The following is a 19,755-nucleotide window of genomic DNA, read 5'->3' as shown; positions in this document are numbered from 1 at the left end:
TGCCCCAGCGCTTCCGCCACGGTCTCCTTGGTGATGTCGTCGGGAGTGGGCCCCAGGCCTCCTATGGTAAATACTATGTCGCTGCGGCGGAGAGCCTCTGTCAGGACCGCTTTCAGCCTGACCGGGTTGTCCCCCACGGTGTAACGGCGGTAGAGCATGAGCCCGGTCTCCGGCAGCTGCGCGGACAGCCATGCCGCGTTGGTGTCGGTGATCTGCCCCATCAAAAGCTCGGTGCCGACGGATATTATTTCTGCTGTCATATACGCCTCCAAAACATATATATTATACACCAAAAAAGCCCGCAAGGCAAAACGGCCCCTCCCAGAAACGCGGCATTTCGGGGCAGGTCTTGACACTATTGTCTGATACCCTGTATAATGATATTAATCCGCTTCGGCGGAAGGGATACGGACGACATGCGTCAACCAATAGGAGATAAAATATGGACCGCTTTGTGTATTTACTCGCCGCCCTGTGCATCCTGGGCATGGGCGCGGCCGCATATTTCGGGACCTCCGCCGGCAGGGAAACCGCCCACCTTACGCCGGCCGGCGCCATGACCGCAACGCCTCCTTCGGCCCCTTCCCGGACCGCCCGGCAAAATGAGCCGCTGAAGGCCGAAATAAAGGTATCCGGGATAACCATCACCAGAGGCAGTTATGGCTATCCGGAAACCGACAATGATACCGACCTCACCTCCGAAGATTTCATCAATCATACCGGCAGGGACTCCGCGGGCAACAGGCTGGAGGGCGCCAAAGGCCGCTATCTTCCCCCGGAGCATATTCCGGACGTCAGAATGTATTATACTGCCCCGAGAGTTTTTTCAAGGCTGGTCCTCTACAGGCATTTCATAGCCTCCAGGCCGCAGATCACCAACGTATCGGTACATAAAAAGGTAAACGGCAGGGACTGCTTTATCACAGCCTATTTTGCCGACCCGAAGGATTTCGGCAAAAGGTACAGCCACAGGAGAGTCAAAATCAAAAAAGGCTTTGTCCTGACGGAATACGACATTTTTGATGACGCCCGGGGCTGTGACGCTTTATTAGCGTTTTTCGTCGATCCGGAGACCCGCAGATACCTGCGGGTCCTGACCCACAACGGGACCGACGTATGGGCGTCGGTGGGCTACAGGCCCCTGGACGTAAAAAAAAGCGGGAAAAGATATGTGATCCTCACTTCAGGCGGCGTTGAGTATATCACCCTTGACAAGGGGCATATCATATCCGACATCTACCTTATGCGGTTCGAGCGCTTCTACCCCGAGTCGCCTATAAACGATGCTCCGAAGTATCACATCGAATCGGGGCAGATCCTCACAGACAACATAGTCCGCATCAAGTACCGAAACGGAGCCGTCGCCCACTATAAAGTGGCGCTCACATATGACGACTACCAAAAGAGTTTTCCGAAAGAAAGCGGAGCAGAGAACAAAAACGTCATCGGCTGTCCTTCGGTCATCTGGCACAACGGCATGGAGTTTGGTCCGAAAAGCCTTGACACGATGCCGGCCTGGGACTTCAACGACAACTCCTCCAAAGAACCCACTTACAAATAGAGAGGCGCCGCGGCGCAGAAATATGCAGACCCCGCCGGAACGGCGGCCCCGGAGCCGCCGTTCAAACCGCGCGCCCTCTCCCGCAAAAACATTCCGCCGCAGGCAAACGGCCTGCGGCGGCCCGGGTCCCCCCTGCTTTTTTTTGAAGCTCTTGCCGGCGCCGGGAACTCTTTTCGCCAAAAGCCGGTATAATATATTGTCCGGCGGCCATCGCCACAGTATTATATGCAACTGATATCGGGGAAGTTAACGGCGGGTCCGCATACTCCCGCACACCTCCTCAAGCCTTACGGACTTTGACTCATCAATTCTACAGGATACACATATTCCGACTGGTTTTCGTCCCGCCGGGATCGATCAACGGACAACCGCCGGCGGTCCGCGGCGTTATGAAATGCTTTCAGACACAGCCTGCCGGGTCCGCGCAGCGGCCATGTCGGCTTAACAGGCCCGGGAGACGGCGCGGCGCCGGCTTTTCACCGGCATACAACATTGACAATAACAAAGGAGACGATATGAAAAGGATCATTTGCAGCAAATGCGGCAAGGAAACACACGGCGCAAGGCCGGGCCTGTGCCCGGACTGCGGCGGCCATACGGTCGTTTTTGAGATAGAAGACAATATACTGAAGAAGGTAACGACCGAGGCTATGTCGGTTGCCGGTCCCCGCGGCGTGACGGAAATCGGAGACGAGGCCTTTGAGGACTGCCCCTCGCTCACCTCGGTCATTATCCCCGACGGCGTGACCAAAATCGGATACTCAGCCTTTGCGTGGTGCCCGGACCTCACCTCCGTCAGCATACCCGAGGGAGTGACGGAAATCGGAGACGCAGCGTTTCACGGCTGCACCTCCCTCACCTCGGTCAGTATACCGGATTCCGTGACCAAAATAGGAGACGGAGCCTTTGCGTGGTGCTCGAACCTCCTCTCGGTCAATATCCCCCATGGCGTGACGGAAATAGGAGAAGCAGCGTTTCACGGCTGTCAGTCGCTCACCTCGATCACCATTCCCGACGGCGTAACGGAAATAGGAGACGACGCCTTTTGCGACTGTTCCTCTTTCACTTCGATCAGTATACCGGAGGGAGTGACCAAAATAGGCGATACAGCGTTTTGCGGCTGTTCACACCTCACCTCGGTCAGTATACCCGATTCCGTGACCAAAATAGGAGACGGAGCCTTTGCGTCGTGCCGGGATCTCGTCTCGGTCAGCTTACCGGAAGGGGTAGCGGAAACAGGATCCAACGCATTCCGCGACGTTCCCTGCGTCCCCTTTGAACTGACTATATGTGACGATACTCTGGACGGTTTCAACGGAGTGTGTCCGCCTTTTGTCGATATCCCCGAGGGCGTGACGGAAATCGGAGATGAAGCCTTTGCGTGGTGCCGGGACCTCACCTCCGTCAACATACCCGGCTCAGTGACCGGAATCGGAAACGAGGCTTTTGACTGTTGTTCCTCCCTCACTTCGATCGACATACCGGATACCGTGACGGAAATAGGAAGCGGCGCGTTTCACGGCTGCTCCTCCCTCACCTCCGTCAACATACCCGGCTCAGTGACCGGAATCGGAGAGAGAGCGTTTGAAGGCTGCTCCTCCCTCGCCTCCGTCAGTATACCGGATCCCGTGAAGGAAATAGGAGCCAACGCATTCCGCGGCGTCCCCTGCGTCCCCTTTGAACTGCATATATGTGATGGCACTCTGGACGGCTTCAACGGAGTATGCCCGCCACGTGTCCATATCCCCCGGGGAGTGACCAAAATAGGAAGCTTCGCGTTTTACGCCTGTTCCTCACTCACCTCAGTCAATATCCCCGGCTCAGTGAAGGAAATCGGCAGCGACGCCTTTATATCGTGCCGGGGCCTCGCTTCCGTCAGCATACCCGAGGGAGTGAAGGAAATAGGAGTCGCGGCGTTTCAAAGATGCTCCTCTCTCACTTCCGTCAGCATACCCGAGGGAGTGACCGAAATAAGAGAAGACGCGTTTTACGCCTGTTCCTCACTCACCTCAGTCAATATCCCCGGCTCAGTGACGGAAATAGGAGCCGGCGCCTTTGTGAACAGCGGCCGGCTGACCATAGTCACCGAGAACCCCGTTGCCATAGCCTACGCAGCAGAGAATGGAATACCTCTGAAGAGGCCGGACAAATAGCCCCGGAGGTCATAAAGACAACCCTGCTCAAAGGCGTGACCAATTGAGACAGATCGGCAGCGAGGAAAGGCTCGTATGCCCGGAACGGCGGCCCCGAAGCCGGCGTTGAAACCCCACCCTCTCTCCCGCCAAATAATACCGCCGCAGGCTCGGCGGACTGCGGCGGCACGGGTCCTCCTCTGAGGCTCCTGCCGGCGCCGGGAACTCTTTTCGCCAAAAGCCGGTATAATATATCGTCCGGCGGCCATCGCCACAGTATTTTATGCAACTGATATCGGGGAAGTTAACGGCGGGTCCGCATACTCCCGCACACCTCCTCAAGCCTTACGGGCTTTGACTCATCAATTCTACAGGATACACATATTCCGACAGGTTTTCGTGCCGCCGAAAACGATCAACGGACAAGCGAGAGCGGTCCGCGGCGTTACGATATGCTTTCAGACACAGCCTGCCGGCTCAACAGGCCCGGGAAACGGCTGCGGTATCCGGCCTGGCGCCCGGGCAAAGGAGGAAAATATGTGGCCCATCACCTTTCTCATTCTTGTTATTAACGTAGTTATCGGAGGAGACCGGCGATGAATGACTTTATTTTGGACATTTTGCGGGATATGATAGCGAGATCCTCCCTTGCCGCGCTGATGGTACTCGTTTTTTTCCGCCGGCCGGAAAACGAATAGCGCAAAAACCGTATGTAAACAGAAAGGAGGAGCATTAATATGACAGACTTCAATGAGACCGGAAGCATAAAGACGGGCTTTCGGGAAGCCGATGAGATCATCGGTGAACTTCTGCCCTCGCAGCTGATCACGGTGGCCGCCCGCAACGGCAACGGCAAAACGGCCTTCGTTCTGGACGTGGTATGCCACGCCGTCCTTGACGAAAACAAAAAAGCCGCCGTTTTCCTTCCGGAAGTGAGCGAAAAGGAAGCGCTGCTGAGGATGATCTCCTCCCGGACTCGGATAAATATCCACAGGCTGCGGTCCGGAGCCCTTTCCGACGCCGAAAGGGAAGCGGCGGCCGATATGGAACACAGGCTGACGGAAAACAAAAAGCTGTTTTTCGGCGACATCCCCAAGCAGAAGCCGGAGATCATCCGGGCAAAATGCAGGCGCCTTGCAGATGAAGGCAGGCGGCCGCAGCTCATAGCGGCGAAGCTGCCGGACCCCGACGTCAAACTGGTGACCCGCACCCCGGCAGTAGTCGTATCCATTAATTATGGCCGGGTAGTCACGGAGATGAAGAAGCTGGCCCTGGAGATGGAGTGCCCCCTGCTGATGGCCGCCGATCTGCCGGCAAGACCGGAGCAGTTTAAGGATCCGGAGGGAAAAAGGCCGCATCAGGACGAGCTTGACTACCACGTGTCGGCCTTGTCCGACGTGATACTCCTGCTGTACCGGCCCGGTTTTTACCAAGGCATACCCAGGCCGGTAGAAGAAAGCAGCTGGCCGGAAATGGCCGAACTGATCGTCGCAAGGCGCAGCGGAAGCTCCGTCACGCTGGGCTATGACAGAAGATATCTCACCTTCCGCGATGCGCCGGAGGAATAACGACCGGCCTTCCCGTATGGGGAAAAGCCGCCGAAAACGAAAGAGGTGTATCATGACTTTTATTATTCTTATCATAGTGATCTGGACCATTATTGGTGTATCTTCATAGTGGACGGTTATGTTTTGGGCCGCGCTTTCTGCAGCCGCCGTCAAAAACGACCGGCGCCCAAAACCGGCGCGGGGCCGGCAAAGGGATTGCTCTTTGCCGGCTTTTTGTGCTATGATGGAGGTGAGAAACAAACAGAGAGGCGCATCATGATATACACTTCACCGGACAAGCTTCTCAGGATATTCGGCCCGGAGAGCCCCTTCGGCCGATGCTGCCTGTACCTTTCCCGGCTGGACACAGAGCCTTTGGCCGCCGGAGAAAAGGAGCTCCCGGGCGGCATCCGGGTCATCCAAAAGCCAGGAGACCCTCTGAAAAGGGAGGGGCGCTGCGAGGCCCACAGAAAATATATAGACATACAGCTGGTGACGAAGGGGGAGGAGCTGGTCAAAGCCGCCCCTCTTGACGCTTGCGCCGTGCTGGAGGAATACGACCCCGCCGGGGATATAGAATGGCTGGCAGCCCGGGAAGAATACACCCTGCTGCTGAAGCCGGGGCGGCTGCTGGTCCTCTTTCCCTGGGACGCCCACATGCCCAGCCTGATGCCGGACCCGGAGCACACCCGGACGGACAAAATAATATTCAAGGTCCCCCTGTTCTAAGCCGCCTCACCCAAGCGAAAAAAAATGCCGCAAACGCGGCATCTTTTTTTCGTCTGCTCCCGTGAGCCGGGTCAATCACCCGTTTTGCCGGGAGCGGCCTTCCTGATCACGTATTCCCCGGGGGTCACCGTAAAGCCCGCCCCGGTCTTTTCCACCGGGACGCCGTCCCGGGACATGACCGCGTTCTCCCAGCCCGGCAGCTTCAGGCGGAACAGGTGGGCGTTCTCCTCCAGCCTCGCCGCAGGGGCGGCGAAGCCGGCCTTGTTGAAGCAGCTCCCCAGAGGGATGCAGTCCGGCTCTATGACCAGCCGTGCCTCCTCGCCCCTGACCGTCAGCTCCCAGACGCCCGTGCCGCCGTAGTCGGCAAAATCGTCGGAGCCGGTGGCCAGGATATAAGAGGGGCTGCCCGCCTTCACAAAGTCCCGGTCTGCCGAACGGCTGTGCAGATACTCGCCGCCCAGAGAGAAGGCGCTCATATTGCGGGCGAAATCGGAGCGGAAAACCTCCGTCTGCATATAGTCCGGGGCCGCTTCGGGCTTTGCGCCTCTGGGCAGGGCCCTGAACACCCGGCCGCCTATCGCCAGGCTCACCGCCTTTGCGGGGGTGTAGAGCAGGTTCACGTAATGAGTGCCCCAGTCCGTATTGTAAGCCGCCGTGGCCACCGTGTCATACTGGAACTGGCAGGCTATCTGGGCTCCCCGGTTGCGGAAGGCCGCCGCCATGGCGGGATACATGTAGGCGCCGTGGGTGGAGCCGTCGTTGTCAAACTCATACATGACTCTGGCCTTGCCGTCCAGGCGCCCGTTGTTGGGATGCCCGTAATGCCCCATCTCCAGAAAACCCGCGTCATCATACTGGGGCAGCATGTTCACCCCGTCCACGTGGTTGGTGAGCCCTCCCGGATAGGCGCTGTTGGTGACGGCGTCTATCTCCGAATCCGCCAGAGCTTCCTCCCAGGCTGCGGAATAGCCGTGGTTGGCCGCTATGGGCTGCCGGGCTCCCGTATTGCGTATGGCCTCCGTCATATCCCTGTAATACTGCCTGTGCAGGCCGTACATAAACAGATCGAACCAGCAGGCGGAGTCGGTGAGCCCGTATTCCTTCAGCCAGTCCCGCCACATGGACGCAAACAGCTCCCGGGCTTTGTCGAGAGCCTCCCCCTTTTCACCCTGAGGCGTGTAAGACAGGCTCGTCAGGTCACCGTAGGTAAAATACGCCGGCTCGTTCATGATCTCCATTACGCAGAGGGCCTTTTCCTCCGCCAGGCTCCTCTTGGAATAGGGGTTCCGGTGGGTGAGTATGTCCCGGATAAAGGTCTTCTGGGCCTCTATGGCCCCGGGGTTGAACTGCATCTCCGGCTTGGTATAGACGGAGGAAAAGCTGCCGGGGAAGGTGTTGGGGGACGACCACCAGCCTATGAGGGTGATATAGACATACATATCCCTCTTCACTGCGCCGGCTATGAGGTAGTCCTGCAGATCCAGATGCTCGTTCTCCTGCAGGTTCCCCGATATATCGGACATTTCCCGGTCAAAGATGTGCACCCTGACCACGTCCAGCCCCAGCCGCTTCATATGGTCCAGGTCTGTGTCTATGGCTTCCTTTATGCTGCCCACGGGCGACTTGCCCTCCCTGATGGCAGTCTCCATATTGTTATACTGGTGCCAGCTCATGGGGTAGTAGTTGGTCCCCCACAGGGCCACCTCGGTGCCCTCGGGATATTTGAGGACGCCGTTCTCGCTGTGAAGGGGCCGCACCGGCAGGGGCCTGCCGATCTTTCCCGCCTTGGGCAGAGTCACCGGCGCAAGGGAAGTCCGGGTATCCTTTTGGGTGGTGAGCCTGAGGGGCAGAGCGGAAATGCCGCCTCCGGAGCCGGGCAGGTTGTTGACGGCCACGGCCACCAGGTTTTCCCCGCCGTAGTTGACGATATCCGCAGGCACCCTGTATTCCCGAAACTTGTTCCAGCCCCGGGTGGAGCCCAGCCGGACCCCGTTCACGTAGGTGACGTCATCGTCGTCCACGGCCCCCAGCTGCAGATACAGCTCATGGCCTTTGAGGCTTTCGGGGATCGTGACCCGGCAGCGGGTCTGCGTGACCCCTTCGTCCTGCCAGATGGCGGGGGGCGCAAAGGACTTCCAGTCCCCGTCGTCAAAGCCGGGCTGGGCAAAGGCGCTGTCATCAGGGGTATTGCGCCGGGAAAAAGACTTTTTCCACTCCACGCCGGCAAGGTCTATGTCCGAACGGACGGGCAGGGTCAGGGTGGCGCCGGCGAATTCCACGGTGATCTCCCCCGACATCTGCCCGGGGTCAAAGGCTATGGGCAGATACGCCCAGCCCCCCGCCTCCACCGTCAGCCGTTCCGGAGCGGAGCCGGAGCTGACCTTCACATCTCCTGTGATGGCCTCCTTCCCGGAGTTCACCGCCAGAACAACGGCCCTGCCTCCCGCGGGAACGGCAGTCTGAAAGGCTTTGATCTCCATCCCGGCAAAGGCGGCTGCGGAAAGGAACAGCAGGCATATGATCAGAAACAGCTTGCACATAGGATCCTCCTAAGGATTCAATAGAATGACGCCGTCTTCGGGCAGCAGGGTGATCTGTTTTACCAGAGAGCCGTCGTTCAGGCGCCGGGCGCTTTCCAGACGAATGGCGTCGGCCTCAATGCGTCCTTCCTGCGAGGCGCCTGAGAGCCTGACGGAGCACGGGCCCTTTTTGAGGTCCAGGGTCCCTATCTTCACCCAGCCTCCGTCGGCTGCGCTCTGGTCGGCCGCAAAGGTCCTGCCGCCCACGGTATATCGGGCCTTTTTGCTGAAAGGGATCGCCGACTCGGGCCTTTTTTCCCAGCCCTTGTGGAGATAGTCCCCGGCCAGACAGGCGTAAAGGGTATATTCATCGGCTGCCGGGACAGTGACCTGCCATTCAAAGACGGCCTCCGGGTCCACGGACCACCGACAGCCCTTGCCGAAGCAGCTCACAAAGGGCCCCTCTGCGGTCAGCCAGGTCCCCCGCTCCCTGCCGGAGGGATCGTCGGCCTCTATGACGTATTTGGGGGTCTCGTCATCCTTGATGAGCCTCATGGGCTTGGGCAGGCGAAGGGTCAGGGGCTTCGGGCTCCCCGACGCATAGACTCTGCCGCCCTCAAAATCCCGATACATATAGCAGGGGCCGGCGTCCGTCACGGAGAGGGACTTCAGCAGGAAGCGGCCGCCGGAATGGAGAAAGCCCTGCAGGCTGTAGTCCTTCCAGGGACCGGGAGTCGCCAGAGTGCGGAAGGTAAAGCGTTCCCCCTCCACCCCCAGATAAGAGCGGGTGCCCCTGTCGGACTGCTCCCAGCCTCCCTCCGGGGACCTGAGGGCTATCTGGAACATATCCCCTGCCCTGCGGAGGGTCTTTATCTCCAGCTCGATGAGATAGGTCTTGCCGGGGGCAAAATACAGACGCCGGGGATCCGTGGCAAAGGCGGTGACCCAGCCCCCGCCCCCGGTCCGGTCTATGAGGAACCCTTCGGGAGTCATGCGGCATATATCTCCGCAGTCCGCGAAGGGATGGCTCTTGTCCCCCGCCTGCCAGCGGCGCACGGGTCGTGGCTTGCGGAGATACACGGTCTCAGCGTCCCCCAGAGCCTCTCCCAGAGGGGCCTCGTATTCGGCATACCAGTAGCGGGGGTCCCCGTAGTTCACGGTGCCGAAGTCGTAGGCATACCAGGCGTCGGTCATCAGGGTGGCAAATAATCCCGCCCTCATACGGGCGTAGTCCCGGCGGGCCCTGTCCCTTTCACCTTCGGTGGCCACGGTGCTTCCGTCCAGCCCTATCCGCCAGCCGTCGTAGCCCATGGCGCAGGAAGCCAGATTCACGGACACGGAGGGCCGGCGGCAGCCGGCGTCAAACTCCAGGAGATTGTTCACCGCGTCCGGCAGGCTCCACCAGTGACGGGTGGATACCAGGTCCATGCACGTGCCCGATTCCCACAGGCGGCCGTTGACCCGGGGCCGGTGGTTCTCGCCGGCGTCGTTGGCCAGTATCAGGACGCCCGGATATTTTTCCGCCAGGCGCCGGAAATAGGTGTTCTGGGCCTCCAGCCACTTTTGATTGAGTTCCTCCGGATCGTCGGGCCGGCCGTCGCCGTCCGCGTCTATGTCGCTTTCGTAGGTGGAGATATTGGACACCACACTGTCATGCATGAGCCCCTGTATGACCCCCTCCCGGAGCATCTGCCCGTAACGGGAATCCCTGGTCCCCAGCACCCCGTCCACGTGCAGGAGCAGAGCGTCCACACAGTCGGGATCGGTGAGGTTGGGTATATATACCTGTCCGGCCCAGGTGGTCACCCGGTTGCCCTTGCTGTCCCTGAGCCACCATTCGTCCTTCATCCAGGGATACCACACGTCGGGCCTGCCGAAGCTGGTGAGGATGGCGGTGTCCAGAATGACGGCGTCGGGGTTCAGCTCCCTTATCCCCCGGGACAGGCGGACAAAATCATCGTAGGGGCTCTCGTAGCAGATGAGCAGGCCGTAACGGGACCAGAGCCCATAGTCCGCCGTGGACGGGGGACAGCCCCAGAAGCTGGCAATCCTGGGATAGCCCGAGGCAAAGACCGCCGCTGTGAGCAGTGACAGCGCGATCGCAGAGAGCGCCGTTTTCACTGCCTGCCTCCCGTGACCACCCTGATCTCCGGACTGATACGCTTTTCGTAGGGGCCGGCGCCCTTGGTGATCCTTGTGAGCAGCATACCGACGGCCTCGGCGCCTATGGCCTGCAGGTCCTGGACTATGTTGACAAAGGGCGCGCCGGCAGGCAGAACTATATCGGGATCGTCAAAGGAGATGAGGGCGGGATACTCCCGGGGAGCTATTTCCCTCACGGCCCGCCAAACGCCGGTCATACCATCACCGTTGGTGGTGAATATGGCGCACTTTTCGTGGAGGATCCCCTTGTTCTCTGTCATAGCCTCGTAAAACCGGGCGATATAATCCTCCCCGGAGGTATCTACGGGAATAAGACGGGTGTTCAGGTTGGCCAGGGTCATGGCGTGGGCGTAGCCCAGCTTGCGCTCCACGACGGAGCTCACGTCGGTGTTTTCAAAAAAGTGATATATCCTGTCGTAGCCCAGCGCCAGGGCTTTTTCCACCCCCTTCAGGGCGCCCCGGTAGTGATCCGTGCCCACAAAGCCGCCTCCCGGGCCCTTTTTGTCCAGGAACACCACCGGCAGGCCCATGCTCTCCGCCCGGGCCACCCGGCTTTGAAGAGAGGCCCGGTCATAGACGTTCAGCAGTATCCCCGCAGCCTTTTGCTCCAGCGCCGCGTCAAAGCTCCGGCAGACGCTCTCCGAGTCAAAGAGCAGGGGCACGAAGCCCGTGTCCTTCAGGGCCACCGCGATGGCGTTGACCATAAAGGGGGATATATCCGTCTTGTTGGGCTTCACCGACAGAGGGCATATGACGGCGATCTTGTCGGTGCCCGTGTATTCCGCCACAAAGCAGCCTCTGCCCTTTCGCCGGTCTATGAGCCCTTCGCTTTCAAGAGCGTCCAGAGCCCTGTTGATGGTGGTGGCGGACACAGAGTAGTGCTTTTCCATCTGAGAGCGGGACATGAGCATGTCCCCGGGCCTCAGAGAGCCCTCCCGTATCCTGCGCCGCAGCTCCTCGGTGAGAAGCTCGTATTTTGCGTCTTTCATCGTTTCTCCAAGCCTTCCAGCAGCGCTTTGCGCGCCTCGTCCCACGTCCGCGGATCCTCCGCGGTCTCCTTTGTCCCCCTGCACACGAGCCCTGTCAGAGCGTCCGCGCTGCCCGGGCCGTATTTGTCTTCGTAGAGCTCCAGCAGCCTGTAGTCCTCCAGCCCTTCGGCTATCTGCTCAAAACGGGGCGATGAATAGTATCCGCCTCCTTCGGCGGGATATATGAGCCTGCCGTCGCCGTGGCAAAAGCCTCCGGATATATCAAACAGGATGTCGCCTCCTCCGGGCGGCAGGACCGCGTTGTCCTCCTTGTCCCAGAAGTCCAGAGCCCAATACAAAAAGCCGTCCAGCCCCATAGCCTTCAGCTGCCAGAAAAGGAGCCGGTCGGAGAGCAGGGTGTTTTCCACGGCAAACCTGCCGGCGCCGCACACATACCACCAGTATTCGCCCCCGGCTGCCTTCTGCTTTTGCTGCTGCTCCCGGTCCGGGTCAATGGCCACGCAGGCGTCTATGCCCATATCATAGGGACATACCTCCGGGGGCAAGACGGCAGTGGAGAGGGTCTTCAGACCGGGAAAACGCCGGTGTATCATGCCGAACAGGCTTGTCATGGCGGGATAATAGTCGCTGCCCCGTTCGTCAAAGCCGTACACGTAGGCCCTGTCCAGAGCCCCCTGCTTTTGCAGATAGGAATACGCTCCGGCTATCCTTTCGGCAAAGGCCTCCTCAAACCGGGGGCCGTAGCGCTCGGGGCTGTTCCAGAGGGTATAGGCGCCGTTTTCCTCCTCGGCGGCATTGGTCAGCGGAAAGACCCCCGTGTGAGGTCTCAGCGCCGCCCCCGCGCCGCAATCTCCTATATCGTGACAGTCCAGCCCGTATTCCTCCAGAAACGCCCGGGCCTTTCTGTAGGAATAGCTGTCCCCCTGGAGCTTCCGGGCCCACCTTTCCACAAAGGAAAAGCTGGTCCTGAGCCCCGTCTTCTCCGGCAGCAGGACGGAATAGACCCTGAGCCGGTAGGACACAGTCCTGCCTCCCGCCTTGATGCTGCCGGAATATTCTCCCGGCAGGGCGTCCCGGGGGACCTTCACAGTCACCCAAAAGGCCGCGGTCCTGTCCGGCGCCAGGGACGCCGAGGATACCGGTGTGAGCGCGTCTCCCCACAAGCCGGGCAAAGGACCCTCCAGAGGCTTTTCCATGGCGATGAGGTGCTCTCCGTCCCTGAGCTCCATGTTCTCCGGCCGTGAGAGCAGGTTGTACCGCACGGCTCTGAGAGACACGTTGGAACGGCTTATCCGGCCTCTGTCGGAGACCGCGTCGGAAGACAAAAGGACCAGGTTCTCGGCCCTGTCGCTCCTTGCGCACAGCTGAAAGGAGACTCTCCCTCCCCGGGGAGCGCGGAGACAGGGCCTGCCCTTCCCCTCCGGAGTATCGGGGAAGACCCGGGCGAAGCTGTCCTCCGTCCACAGTCTGAGCCCCCGGGAGGGCGCAAAGGTCCTTGAGCCCAGGCTCCTGCCGTTCACCAGCACCTCAGCCCGGCTTCCGGGCAGCAGAAAGGCGTGCTCTGTGCCGTCGGAAACGTATTCCCTGCCCTCCCGGCGAAGAGCCATCCGGCAGGGATACGGAGTCCTGCACCACACCTTCAGCATGCTGCCCTCGCGCCGGCAGCCAAAACGTTCCGGCCCGGCAGACAGTTCCTTCAGGGACAGGTCCCTGACGGTCACGGACCCCTCCGAATCCCGGAAGAGCGCCAGGAGATACAGGTTTCTGACCGGTCTGGTGGGTATGATGTCCAGGCTCCTGACACAGGAGCCCTGTCTGTCCACTGTCACGTAAGGGCCCCAGGTGTGGGTGCCGTCTTTGTAATATATGTCGCAATAGAGCCACAGGTCTCCCCTGTCCCCCGCGTCCGCCTCAAAGACTCCGGTGAGCCTGTAGGCCCTGACGTATTCGTCGTCTATGGCCACGGTCCGTTCCAGAGCCGCAAAGGGCCGCTGCCGGCTGTTGGTCAGGACGGCCCGGCCGTCTGCGATCTCCGCAGAGCCGGACGGGGTCCAGCCGTCCACCGCAGCGCCGGCGGACAGGGCGCAGATCAGTGTGAAAAGGATCATCCAAAGCTTCATATCCGTTGACTCCCGCTATCATTATACAGCATACGGGCAGCCGGCGCAAAAAAAAAGCGGGGCCGGGCCCCGCAGTCGCTTTATTGATTGTCCAGATAATACTTGAGGCCAAAGGGTCCCTCGATGCCTCCCCAGGCGTTCCATTCCTGTCTCGCCTGCCGCACCAGCTCGTAGGACTTGATAAATTTGGCGTGGCCGTCCCAGTAGCACATGTTCACGCCGCCGTTGTGCCGTCCGTTGGCAAAGTCGCCGGTAGCCTGGCTGACGGGAGGAGCCAGCGTGGTATCTATCAGGTCGGGGCTGCCCTTGGAGCCGGGCAGATAGCAGCCGCCGGAGGTGGCGGGATACAGGATGCCCCAGCCGCTCATCCAGAAGAGACCGCTGTCGCCGTACATGAGGATCTCGGAGGGTTTGTTGATCTGTCCCAGAGTCCTCAGAGGATCGGCGGCGTTGCCGTTGCCGTCCAGATAGAGACCCATCCAGTTGTTGATGCCGTAGTTCACGGCCCAGAAGGCGTGGTTGTCGGGGGTGGGCTTCCAGGGAGCCGAAGGGCAGTAGAACATGCGCCAGTTCTTGACGTATGGATTCATGACGTCGGCGAAGTTGTAGTTGGCGCCGTTGTAGGGGATGAGGCCCTCGTCCCAGTCCTGCATATACATCTGGCCTGCAGTGCCGATCTGCTTGATGTTCGAGAGACACTGGGTCTGGCGCGCCTTTTCTCTCGCCTGAGCAAAGACGGGGAAGAGTATGGCTGCCAGAATGGCGATGATAGCGATGACCACCAACAGCTCAATGAGAGTAAAACCTTTTTTCATGACTGCTTTCTCCTTTTGATTTGAGATACAGGCTGAGACAGACTTGTATCCAACTTGTTTTTCAGCCTGTTTTCTTCATTATATACCATTTCGGGAGGCAAGTCAACGGTTTTCAGAAAAAATCACAAAATATCCGCAGTTTTTTTGCCGCCCGGGGCCGTAACGGGGCGAGCCCCGAACAGCGCGGCTCCCCGCTCAACACAGGTTGAGCGGGGAGCCGGTTTCCGATGCTGCAAACGTTTGGCACGCCACAGTCTTTTGGCGCTGTATTTACTCAGCTTTTACTGTTGTCCACCCGGAGCAGGCGGCGCGGTTTATTTTTTTTCGCGGTTCGGGTATAATGTAATTGAATAATCTACAGAGGTGACCACATGAGCTACAGCGTTTTAGGCGCCGACGGCGCGGTCTATGGCCCCTGCAGCAGGGAGACTCTGGCAGCCTGGGTCCGGGAGGGCAGCGTCACTGCCGGCAGCGTCATCATATGCGAGGACGGCTCCCGGTCTGCGGCAGGCGTCCTGTTTCCCGAACTGTTTGCCGACACGGACGGTCTGAATTGGCCCGGTCTGTTTTTGGCTCCCTTCTGGGGCATCAGCCACAGGCTGTGGCAGGGCTGGGCATGTCTGGGCTGCTGGATACTGTCGGCGTTCTTTCTTATCGTCTTTGTGTTTAGGGCAGTGACTCACGAAGACTACGCCCTCTCGGACTTTACCGTCGGGATCCTGCTCTATGTCATATTTGTTCTGGCAGCCTGCTGGCTGGGCATCTATATGCTGTTCAGGGGCAAAGCCGCCGCCAGAAAGACCCGCCGCTTCAGAGACGAGCAGGAGTTTCGCGACGTGCAGAGCAAGTGGGAAAGAGCCGTGGCCATCATCGTGGTGGTCTATACGTCCCTGGTCACCTTCAACCTGCTCCAATCAATGATACTGATGATGAGAAAATAGGAGTCTTTTTATGATCAAAACCAGCTTTACCAAAAAGAGCCACAAGAGCTGTGGCCATTCCTCCCAGACCGTCATAGACAGCGTGATATACGTGGGTGGGACTATGGGGATAGACCCGGTCACTCAGGAGCCCTCGGGCAGCCTTGACGGAGAGATAGAGCTCGTCATTGCCAACCTTACCGAGTGTCTCAACCACGCCTTTACCAGCTGGTCCAACGTGCTCAGAGTCAATATCTTCCTCACGGACCTGGGAGACTTCGACAAAGTGGACGCTGCCCTTGCCCGGGCGCTGGGCGAGACCAGGCCCGTCTACACCGTGGCGCAGGTGTCGGGGCTCCTGAAGGGCTGCCACGTCTGTATAGACCTGACGGCTGCGGCCTTCTGACGCAAAAAAAGAGCGGCAGACGCGAGTCTGCCGTTTTTTTCGGGTCCCGTATTTACGCCTGATCCAGAGTCTTTTGGACCTCCTGCAGCTGGCTGATGATGTCTATCTTCTGAGGACATTTGCTCATGCAGGCTCCGCACTGTATGCAGGCGCCGGCCGAGCTGTCCTGCTTGTTGTCGTCCTTGCGCTTCATCCATCCGTAATGCTGCCTGGCCTGCTGCAGGGCTCCATAGACCCGGTAGCGGTTGAAGTTGGCAAAGTTGCCCGGGATATCCACCCCGTTGGGACAGGGCATGCAGTATCTGCAGCCCGTGCAATACAGCTTTTCCAGAGCCCTCAGCTCTTCCACTGCCGTATCCACCGCTTTCAGCTCCTCCTCCGAAAGAGGGTCCGGGTTGGAGGCGGTCCGCAGATTTTCCTCCACCATGGCCATATTGCCCATGCCGGACAGGGCCACAGTCACGTTGGGATTGGCCAGCACAAAGCGAATGGCCAGCTCGGGGGTGGACGCATAGCTCTTGCCCAGCTTGTTCTTGAAGGTGCTGTTGGCCGCTCCCAGCATGCCGCCGCCCACCGGCCCCATGATGACGACTCCCATGCCCTTTTCGTGAGCATAGGCTATGGCGTCGGCGTAGCTCCTGTTGAGAAGGTTGTACTGTATGGTCATACCCTCAAAAAAGCCCGTGTCGATGCATTTCTTCACGTTGTCGGGAGTGTCGTGGGTGGAATAGACTATATGGCGTATGACGCCCTGCCGCTTGTAGTCCAGGATCATATCCAGAGCCTTGTTCTTCACCAAAAAGTTCTCGCAGGCGTCATAGCTCATGGAATGGATCACGTTGTAAAAATCTATGTGGTCCGTCTGCAGCCTGCGCAGCGACTCTTCCAGGCGCTGCTTCCAGCCGTCAAGGCTCATGTCCGGGAGAGGATTCTTGGTAGAAAGATACACCCTGTCCCTGTAGCCGTCCTGCAGGGCCAGCCCCACTCTCCTCTCGCTTTCGCCGTAGCCAAAGGCCGTATCCAGATAGTTGACCCCGCCGTCCACGGCAGCGCGCATGATGCTCACGGCCTCTTCATCGTCGTTGGGCAGCCTCATGGCGCCAAAGCCCAGCTGTGACAGCCGGATACCCGTGTTTCCGTACTCTCTGTAAATCATAGTATACCTCACTATGCAAAAATGTGGTTATCTCCGCTCCCGCGCTGCCCGGCGGCTTATTCCGCAGGCCTGGTCTCGGGAGTATTGACCTGATAATATTTGGTCACCGGCTTGCCCGGAGCGCCCATGCTGTCCTCCAGCCTGCCGTTTACCCTGATCTGTATGTGATCGCTGTTGTCCGTGTATATCTTCACGTAGGTCTTGCCCGTGTATTCCAGACACGACGCGGGACCGGTGGACTGATTGTATTTCACCACGCCGTCCACCACTATCCTCAGCTGAGTAGCGGGATACCAGGCAAAGGTCTTCACCGACACGGACACACCCTCCGCGTATTTTTTCACAGGCTCCGGCTGCGCCGGGACCGCAGGCTCGGGCTGAACCGCCGTCACGGCAGGGCTGCCGGGCTCCGGAGCGGGAGCCGTCGGGGACTGCCGGGTGTATCTGGACACTCCGTAGCATATCAATGCAAGCAGGAGAAATACGGCAAAGCTGATCACCACCCGGTCAAGCCCGGGAGCGCTCTTTTCGGGCAGGGGTTCGGGATACTCTTCGCGAGCGCCCTCCTCCCGCTCCTCCGCAGCTTCCTGCGGCGGAGCGTATATCTCATCCAGCCTGTCCAGAAGAGGCTTGGGGTCCACGGCAAGAAAGTTGGCGTAGTCTCTCACAAAGGCTCTGGCGTACACCTTGTTTTTGAATTCGTCAAACCGGTTGTCCTCCACAGCCCTGATGGAGTCGGCAGCCAGCCGGGTCTCCGCCTCTGCTTCTTCTGCGGAAAGGCCTCTGGCCTCCCGCTTTTCGCGAAGTATCTGTCCTATGTCTGTCACAGACCGCACCTCAGTCAAAGTTTTGTGTCTGCGGCGTCCGCCGCCGCGACTTCTAATATATTATATCACAAACCCAGGCCGGCGATAAAGCGCTGCCGGGGCAAGGTTTTTTCGAATATTTGTTTCATTTCGGCGTTCCGGGTGCTATAATAATACTGACTATAAACAAAGGAGACCTCTTATGCCGCTGAAGATCGTTCATGCAGACATCACCAGGCTATCCGCCGACGCCATCGTCAACGCTGCCAACAGCACTCTGCACCCAGGCGGAGGAGTCAGCAACGCCATATTCAAACAGGCCGGGCCGGAGCTGAGCAAGGCCTGCAAAAAGATCGGCCTTGTAAAAACAGGCTGCGCGGTCATCACCAATGGCTACAAGACAAAGGCCAGATACATCATCCATGCCGTGGGCCCCGTGTGGAAAGGCGGCGGCAGTCACGAAGAGGAGCTGCTCTCGCAGACATACGTCTCGGCGCTGGAGCTGGCTCTGGAGAATGACGTCCGGTCCATAGCCTTTCCCCTCATATCCGCCGGAGCCTTCGGCTTCCCCCCGCAGGCAGCATTGGAGATAGCCGTCCGGACCATCAGCCGCTTTCTTGCGGAAAAAGATTCGGACCTCTACGTGATACTCACCTTCATCGACCGCAGCCGGGTGAGCCGGGTATCCGAGGAGACCAGGTTTAACCTGCCCCTTTTCTTACGGAAGGCCGGCAGCTGCCTTGAAGAAAATGCCCGGCTTGAGGCAGAAGCCCCGAACGAGACCGACCTGTGGGAGGCTGAAGCCCCGGCTGCCGACATGCTTGCGGAAGACCTCCCCTGCGCCGCAGCCCCCGCGAGACAGGATGACGGGCTGCCGAGCATGAACGGCAGACGGCTCCTCCGGGCTCCCGCGCCGGCAGCTCCCGCAGAGGAGTTCGAAGACCCCGGGGAGGTCCTGAGGATCCTCAGCGGAGACGACAAGGACCTGCGGGCCATATATATCGACCGCATCACCCACGCCCCCGGCGCCGATTACGTGGACTATCTGTACGAACTGATGAGACAAAAGGGGTTCGAAAAGAACGCCGACGTGTACAACAAGGCCAATATCACCAGACAGACCTTTTCCAAGCTCATCTGCGGGACGAGAAAGCCTACCAAAAACATCACCCTCGCCCTGGCCATCGGCCTGCGCCTGGACCTTGAGGAAACGGCCGCCTTTCTCAAAGTAGGCGGCTGGACCTTCGCCCCGGGCGACGTGCGGGACAACGTGATAAAGCTGTGCATCACCAGCGGCAACTACAACATCTTTGACATCAACCGGACCCTCTTCAAATGCGGCCAGAAGCAGCTGGGCTGGGACTTTTGACAGGCTGCATCCTCCCGCGGCAGGTCGTGGCGCTCCCCGTCGCCCCTGCGGCGGGATGACCCTGCTGTCCGCCGCGGCATAAGGCCCTCCCCCAAACGTCGGGATGCCCTGCAAAGCCTGTGGCTTTGCAGGGCATCCGCAGCTCGTCCGGCCTATTCGCCTGTTTCCCGATAGCCTTCGGCCAGATTGCGAAAGGCGGCGTATTTTCTCACGAACCCCAGAGTCAAGTCCTTGGTCTCGCCGTTTCTGTGCTTGGCTATGATCACCGTCGCCTCCTCCACCGGGGCCGGCGGCTCCGCGTCATCTGAGGTCTTGCGGTCATGGTAGGAGGGCCTGTGCAGCATGAGCACTATATCCGCATCCTGCTCTATGGAGCCGGATTCTCTCAGATCGCTGAGCTGAGGCCTTTTGTCCGGGCGGTCCTCCAGCTTGCGGTTCACCTGAGACAGAGCCATCACCGGACAGTCCATTTCCTTGGCCAGGAGCTTGAGCCCCCGGACTATCTCGCTGATCTCCTGGTTCC

16 protein-coding genes are annotated in these 19,755 nt (G+C 59.4%); 7 read left to right on the top strand and 9 right to left on the bottom strand.

Going from position 1 to position 19,755, the window contains the following annotated elements:
• The coding region (locus IK083_05620) for a competence/damage-inducible protein A (GenBank protein MBR4749031.1) at window positions 1-260 on the bottom strand (260 nt) is incomplete at its 3' end.
• A gap of 182 nt (window positions 261-442) precedes the next feature.
• On the opposite strand from IK083_05620, the gene IK083_05615 reads away from it, so the two are divergent.
• From IK083_05615 to IK083_05600, 4 genes are all read left to right on the top strand, one after another.
• Window positions 443-1,561, top strand: coding sequence for a hypothetical protein (locus tag IK083_05615; GenBank protein MBR4749030.1), 1,119 nt, complete (start codon window positions 443-445; stop codon window positions 1,559-1,561).
• A gap of 515 nt (window positions 1,562-2,076) precedes the next feature.
• Window positions 2,077-3,714 carry a leucine-rich repeat protein gene (locus tag IK083_05610; protein ID MBR4749029.1) on the top strand — a complete coding sequence of 546 codons (1,638 nt, stop codon included), beginning with the start codon at window positions 2,077-2,079 and terminating at the stop codon, window positions 3,712-3,714.
• Window positions 3,715-4,430: 716 nt separating this feature from the next.
• Window positions 4,431-5,261, top strand: a complete 831-nt coding sequence (locus IK083_05605) for a DnaB-like helicase C-terminal domain-containing protein (GenBank protein ID MBR4749028.1) — start codon at window positions 4,431-4,433, stop codon at window positions 5,259-5,261.
• 255 nt (window positions 5,262-5,516) lie between these two features.
• On the top strand, window positions 5,517-5,969 hold the full coding sequence (locus IK083_05600; protein ID MBR4749027.1) for a YhcH/YjgK/YiaL family protein: 453 nt from the start codon (window positions 5,517-5,519) through the stop codon (window positions 5,967-5,969).
• A gap of 71 nt (window positions 5,970-6,040) precedes the next feature.
• Here IK083_05600 and IK083_05595 read toward each other — a convergent pair whose 3' ends face one another.
• The 5 genes from IK083_05595 to IK083_05575 form a co-directional block, all read right to left on the bottom strand.
• Window positions 6,041-8,509: a hypothetical protein gene (locus IK083_05595; GenBank protein ID MBR4749026.1), complete on the bottom strand. Its 2,469-nt coding sequence runs from the start codon at window positions 8,507-8,509 to the stop codon at window positions 6,041-6,043.
• 9 nt (window positions 8,510-8,518) lie between these two features.
• Window positions 8,519-10,609: a hypothetical protein gene (locus IK083_05590; GenBank protein MBR4749025.1), complete on the bottom strand. Its 2,091-nt coding sequence runs from the start codon at window positions 10,607-10,609 to the stop codon at window positions 8,519-8,521.
• Entirely contained in the window at window positions 10,606-11,640 is a 1,035-nt protein-coding gene (locus IK083_05585) for a GntR family transcriptional regulator (protein MBR4749024.1), read from the bottom strand. The genes IK083_05590 and IK083_05585 overlap by 4 nt, the downstream gene beginning before the upstream one ends.
• Window positions 11,637-13,760, bottom strand: a complete 2,124-nt coding sequence (locus IK083_05580; GenBank protein ID MBR4749023.1) for a DUF4091 domain-containing protein — start codon at window positions 13,758-13,760, stop codon at window positions 11,637-11,639. Before IK083_05580 ends, IK083_05585 begins: the two co-directional genes overlap by 4 nt.
• An 80-nt stretch (window positions 13,761-13,840) precedes the next feature.
• On the bottom strand, window positions 13,841-14,575 hold the full coding sequence (locus IK083_05575; protein ID MBR4749022.1) for a DUF1559 domain-containing protein: 735 nt from the start codon (window positions 14,573-14,575) through the stop codon (window positions 13,841-13,843).
• Window positions 14,576-14,946: 371 nt separating this feature from the next.
• On the opposite strand from IK083_05575, the gene IK083_05570 reads away from it, so the two are divergent.
• A complete protein-coding gene (locus IK083_05570; GenBank protein MBR4749021.1) occupies window positions 14,947-15,516 on the top strand; it encodes a hypothetical protein in 570 nt (189 codons plus the stop codon).
• Window positions 15,517-15,526: 10 nt separating this feature from the next.
• Window positions 15,527-15,901, top strand: coding sequence for a RidA family protein (locus tag IK083_05565; protein MBR4749020.1), 375 nt, complete (start codon window positions 15,527-15,529; stop codon window positions 15,899-15,901).
• 52 nt (window positions 15,902-15,953) lie between these two features.
• Here the strand turns inward: IK083_05565 and IK083_05560 are convergent, their stop codons facing one another.
• Both IK083_05560 and IK083_05555 read right to left on the bottom strand, forming a co-directional pair.
• Complete coding sequence (locus tag IK083_05560) at window positions 15,954-17,057, bottom strand: aldo/keto reductase (GenBank protein MBR4749019.1); 1,104 nt, start codon at window positions 17,055-17,057, stop codon at window positions 15,954-15,956.
• Window positions 17,058-17,113: 56 nt separating this feature from the next.
• Window positions 17,114-17,884: a helix-turn-helix domain-containing protein gene (locus IK083_05555; protein ID MBR4749018.1), complete on the bottom strand. Its 771-nt coding sequence runs from the start codon at window positions 17,882-17,884 to the stop codon at window positions 17,114-17,116.
• A gap of 181 nt (window positions 17,885-18,065) precedes the next feature.
• Here IK083_05555 and IK083_05550 point away from each other — a divergent pair, with 181 nt between their 5' ends.
• Window positions 18,066-19,232: a macro domain-containing protein gene (locus IK083_05550; GenBank protein MBR4749017.1), complete on the top strand. Its 1,167-nt coding sequence runs from the start codon at window positions 18,066-18,068 to the stop codon at window positions 19,230-19,232.
• A gap of 152 nt (window positions 19,233-19,384) precedes the next feature.
• On the opposite strand, the gene IK083_05545 is transcribed toward IK083_05550, so the two are convergent.
• On the bottom strand, window positions 19,385-19,755 hold a 371-nt coding region (locus IK083_05545; GenBank protein MBR4749016.1), incomplete at its 5' end, for a DnaB-like helicase C-terminal domain-containing protein.

It is taken from the genome of Abditibacteriota bacterium, from assembly GCA_017552965.1.
Taxonomy (GTDB): domain Bacteria; phylum Armatimonadota; class UBA5829; order UBA5829; family UBA5829; genus RGIG7931.
Note: the sequence above shows the minus strand (reverse complement) of the source record. Positions and strands in the feature narration are given on the sequence as shown.

Coding starts and splice junctions, on each gene's coding strand:
- IK083_05615 (MBR4749030.1), top strand. CDS start 443: ATGGACCGCTTTGTGTATTTACTCGCCGCCCTGTGCATCCTGGGCATG.
- IK083_05610 (MBR4749029.1), top strand. CDS start 2,077: ATGAAAAGGATCATTTGCAGCAAATGCGGCAAGGAAACACACGGCGCA.
- IK083_05605 (MBR4749028.1), top strand. CDS start 4,431: ATGACAGACTTCAATGAGACCGGAAGCATAAAGACGGGCTTTCGGGAA.
- IK083_05600 (MBR4749027.1), top strand. CDS start 5,517: ATGATATACACTTCACCGGACAAGCTTCTCAGGATATTCGGCCCGGAG.
- IK083_05595 (MBR4749026.1), bottom strand. CDS start 8,509: ATGTGCAAGCTGTTTCTGATCATATGCCTGCTGTTCCTTTCCGCAGCC.
- IK083_05585 (MBR4749024.1), bottom strand. CDS start 11,640: ATGAAAGACGCAAAATACGAGCTTCTCACCGAGGAGCTGCGGCGCAGG.
- IK083_05580 (MBR4749023.1), bottom strand. CDS start 13,760: ATGAAGCTTTGGATGATCCTTTTCACACTGATCTGCGCCCTGTCCGCC.
- IK083_05575 (MBR4749022.1), bottom strand. CDS start 14,575: ATGAAAAAAGGTTTTACTCTCATTGAGCTGTTGGTGGTCATCGCTATC.
- IK083_05570 (MBR4749021.1), top strand. CDS start 14,947: ATGAGCTACAGCGTTTTAGGCGCCGACGGCGCGGTCTATGGCCCCTGC.
- IK083_05565 (MBR4749020.1), top strand. CDS start 15,527: ATGATCAAAACCAGCTTTACCAAAAAGAGCCACAAGAGCTGTGGCCAT.
- IK083_05560 (MBR4749019.1), bottom strand. CDS start 17,057: ATGATTTACAGAGAGTACGGAAACACGGGTATCCGGCTGTCACAGCTG.
- IK083_05550 (MBR4749017.1), top strand. CDS start 18,066: ATGCCGCTGAAGATCGTTCATGCAGACATCACCAGGCTATCCGCCGAC.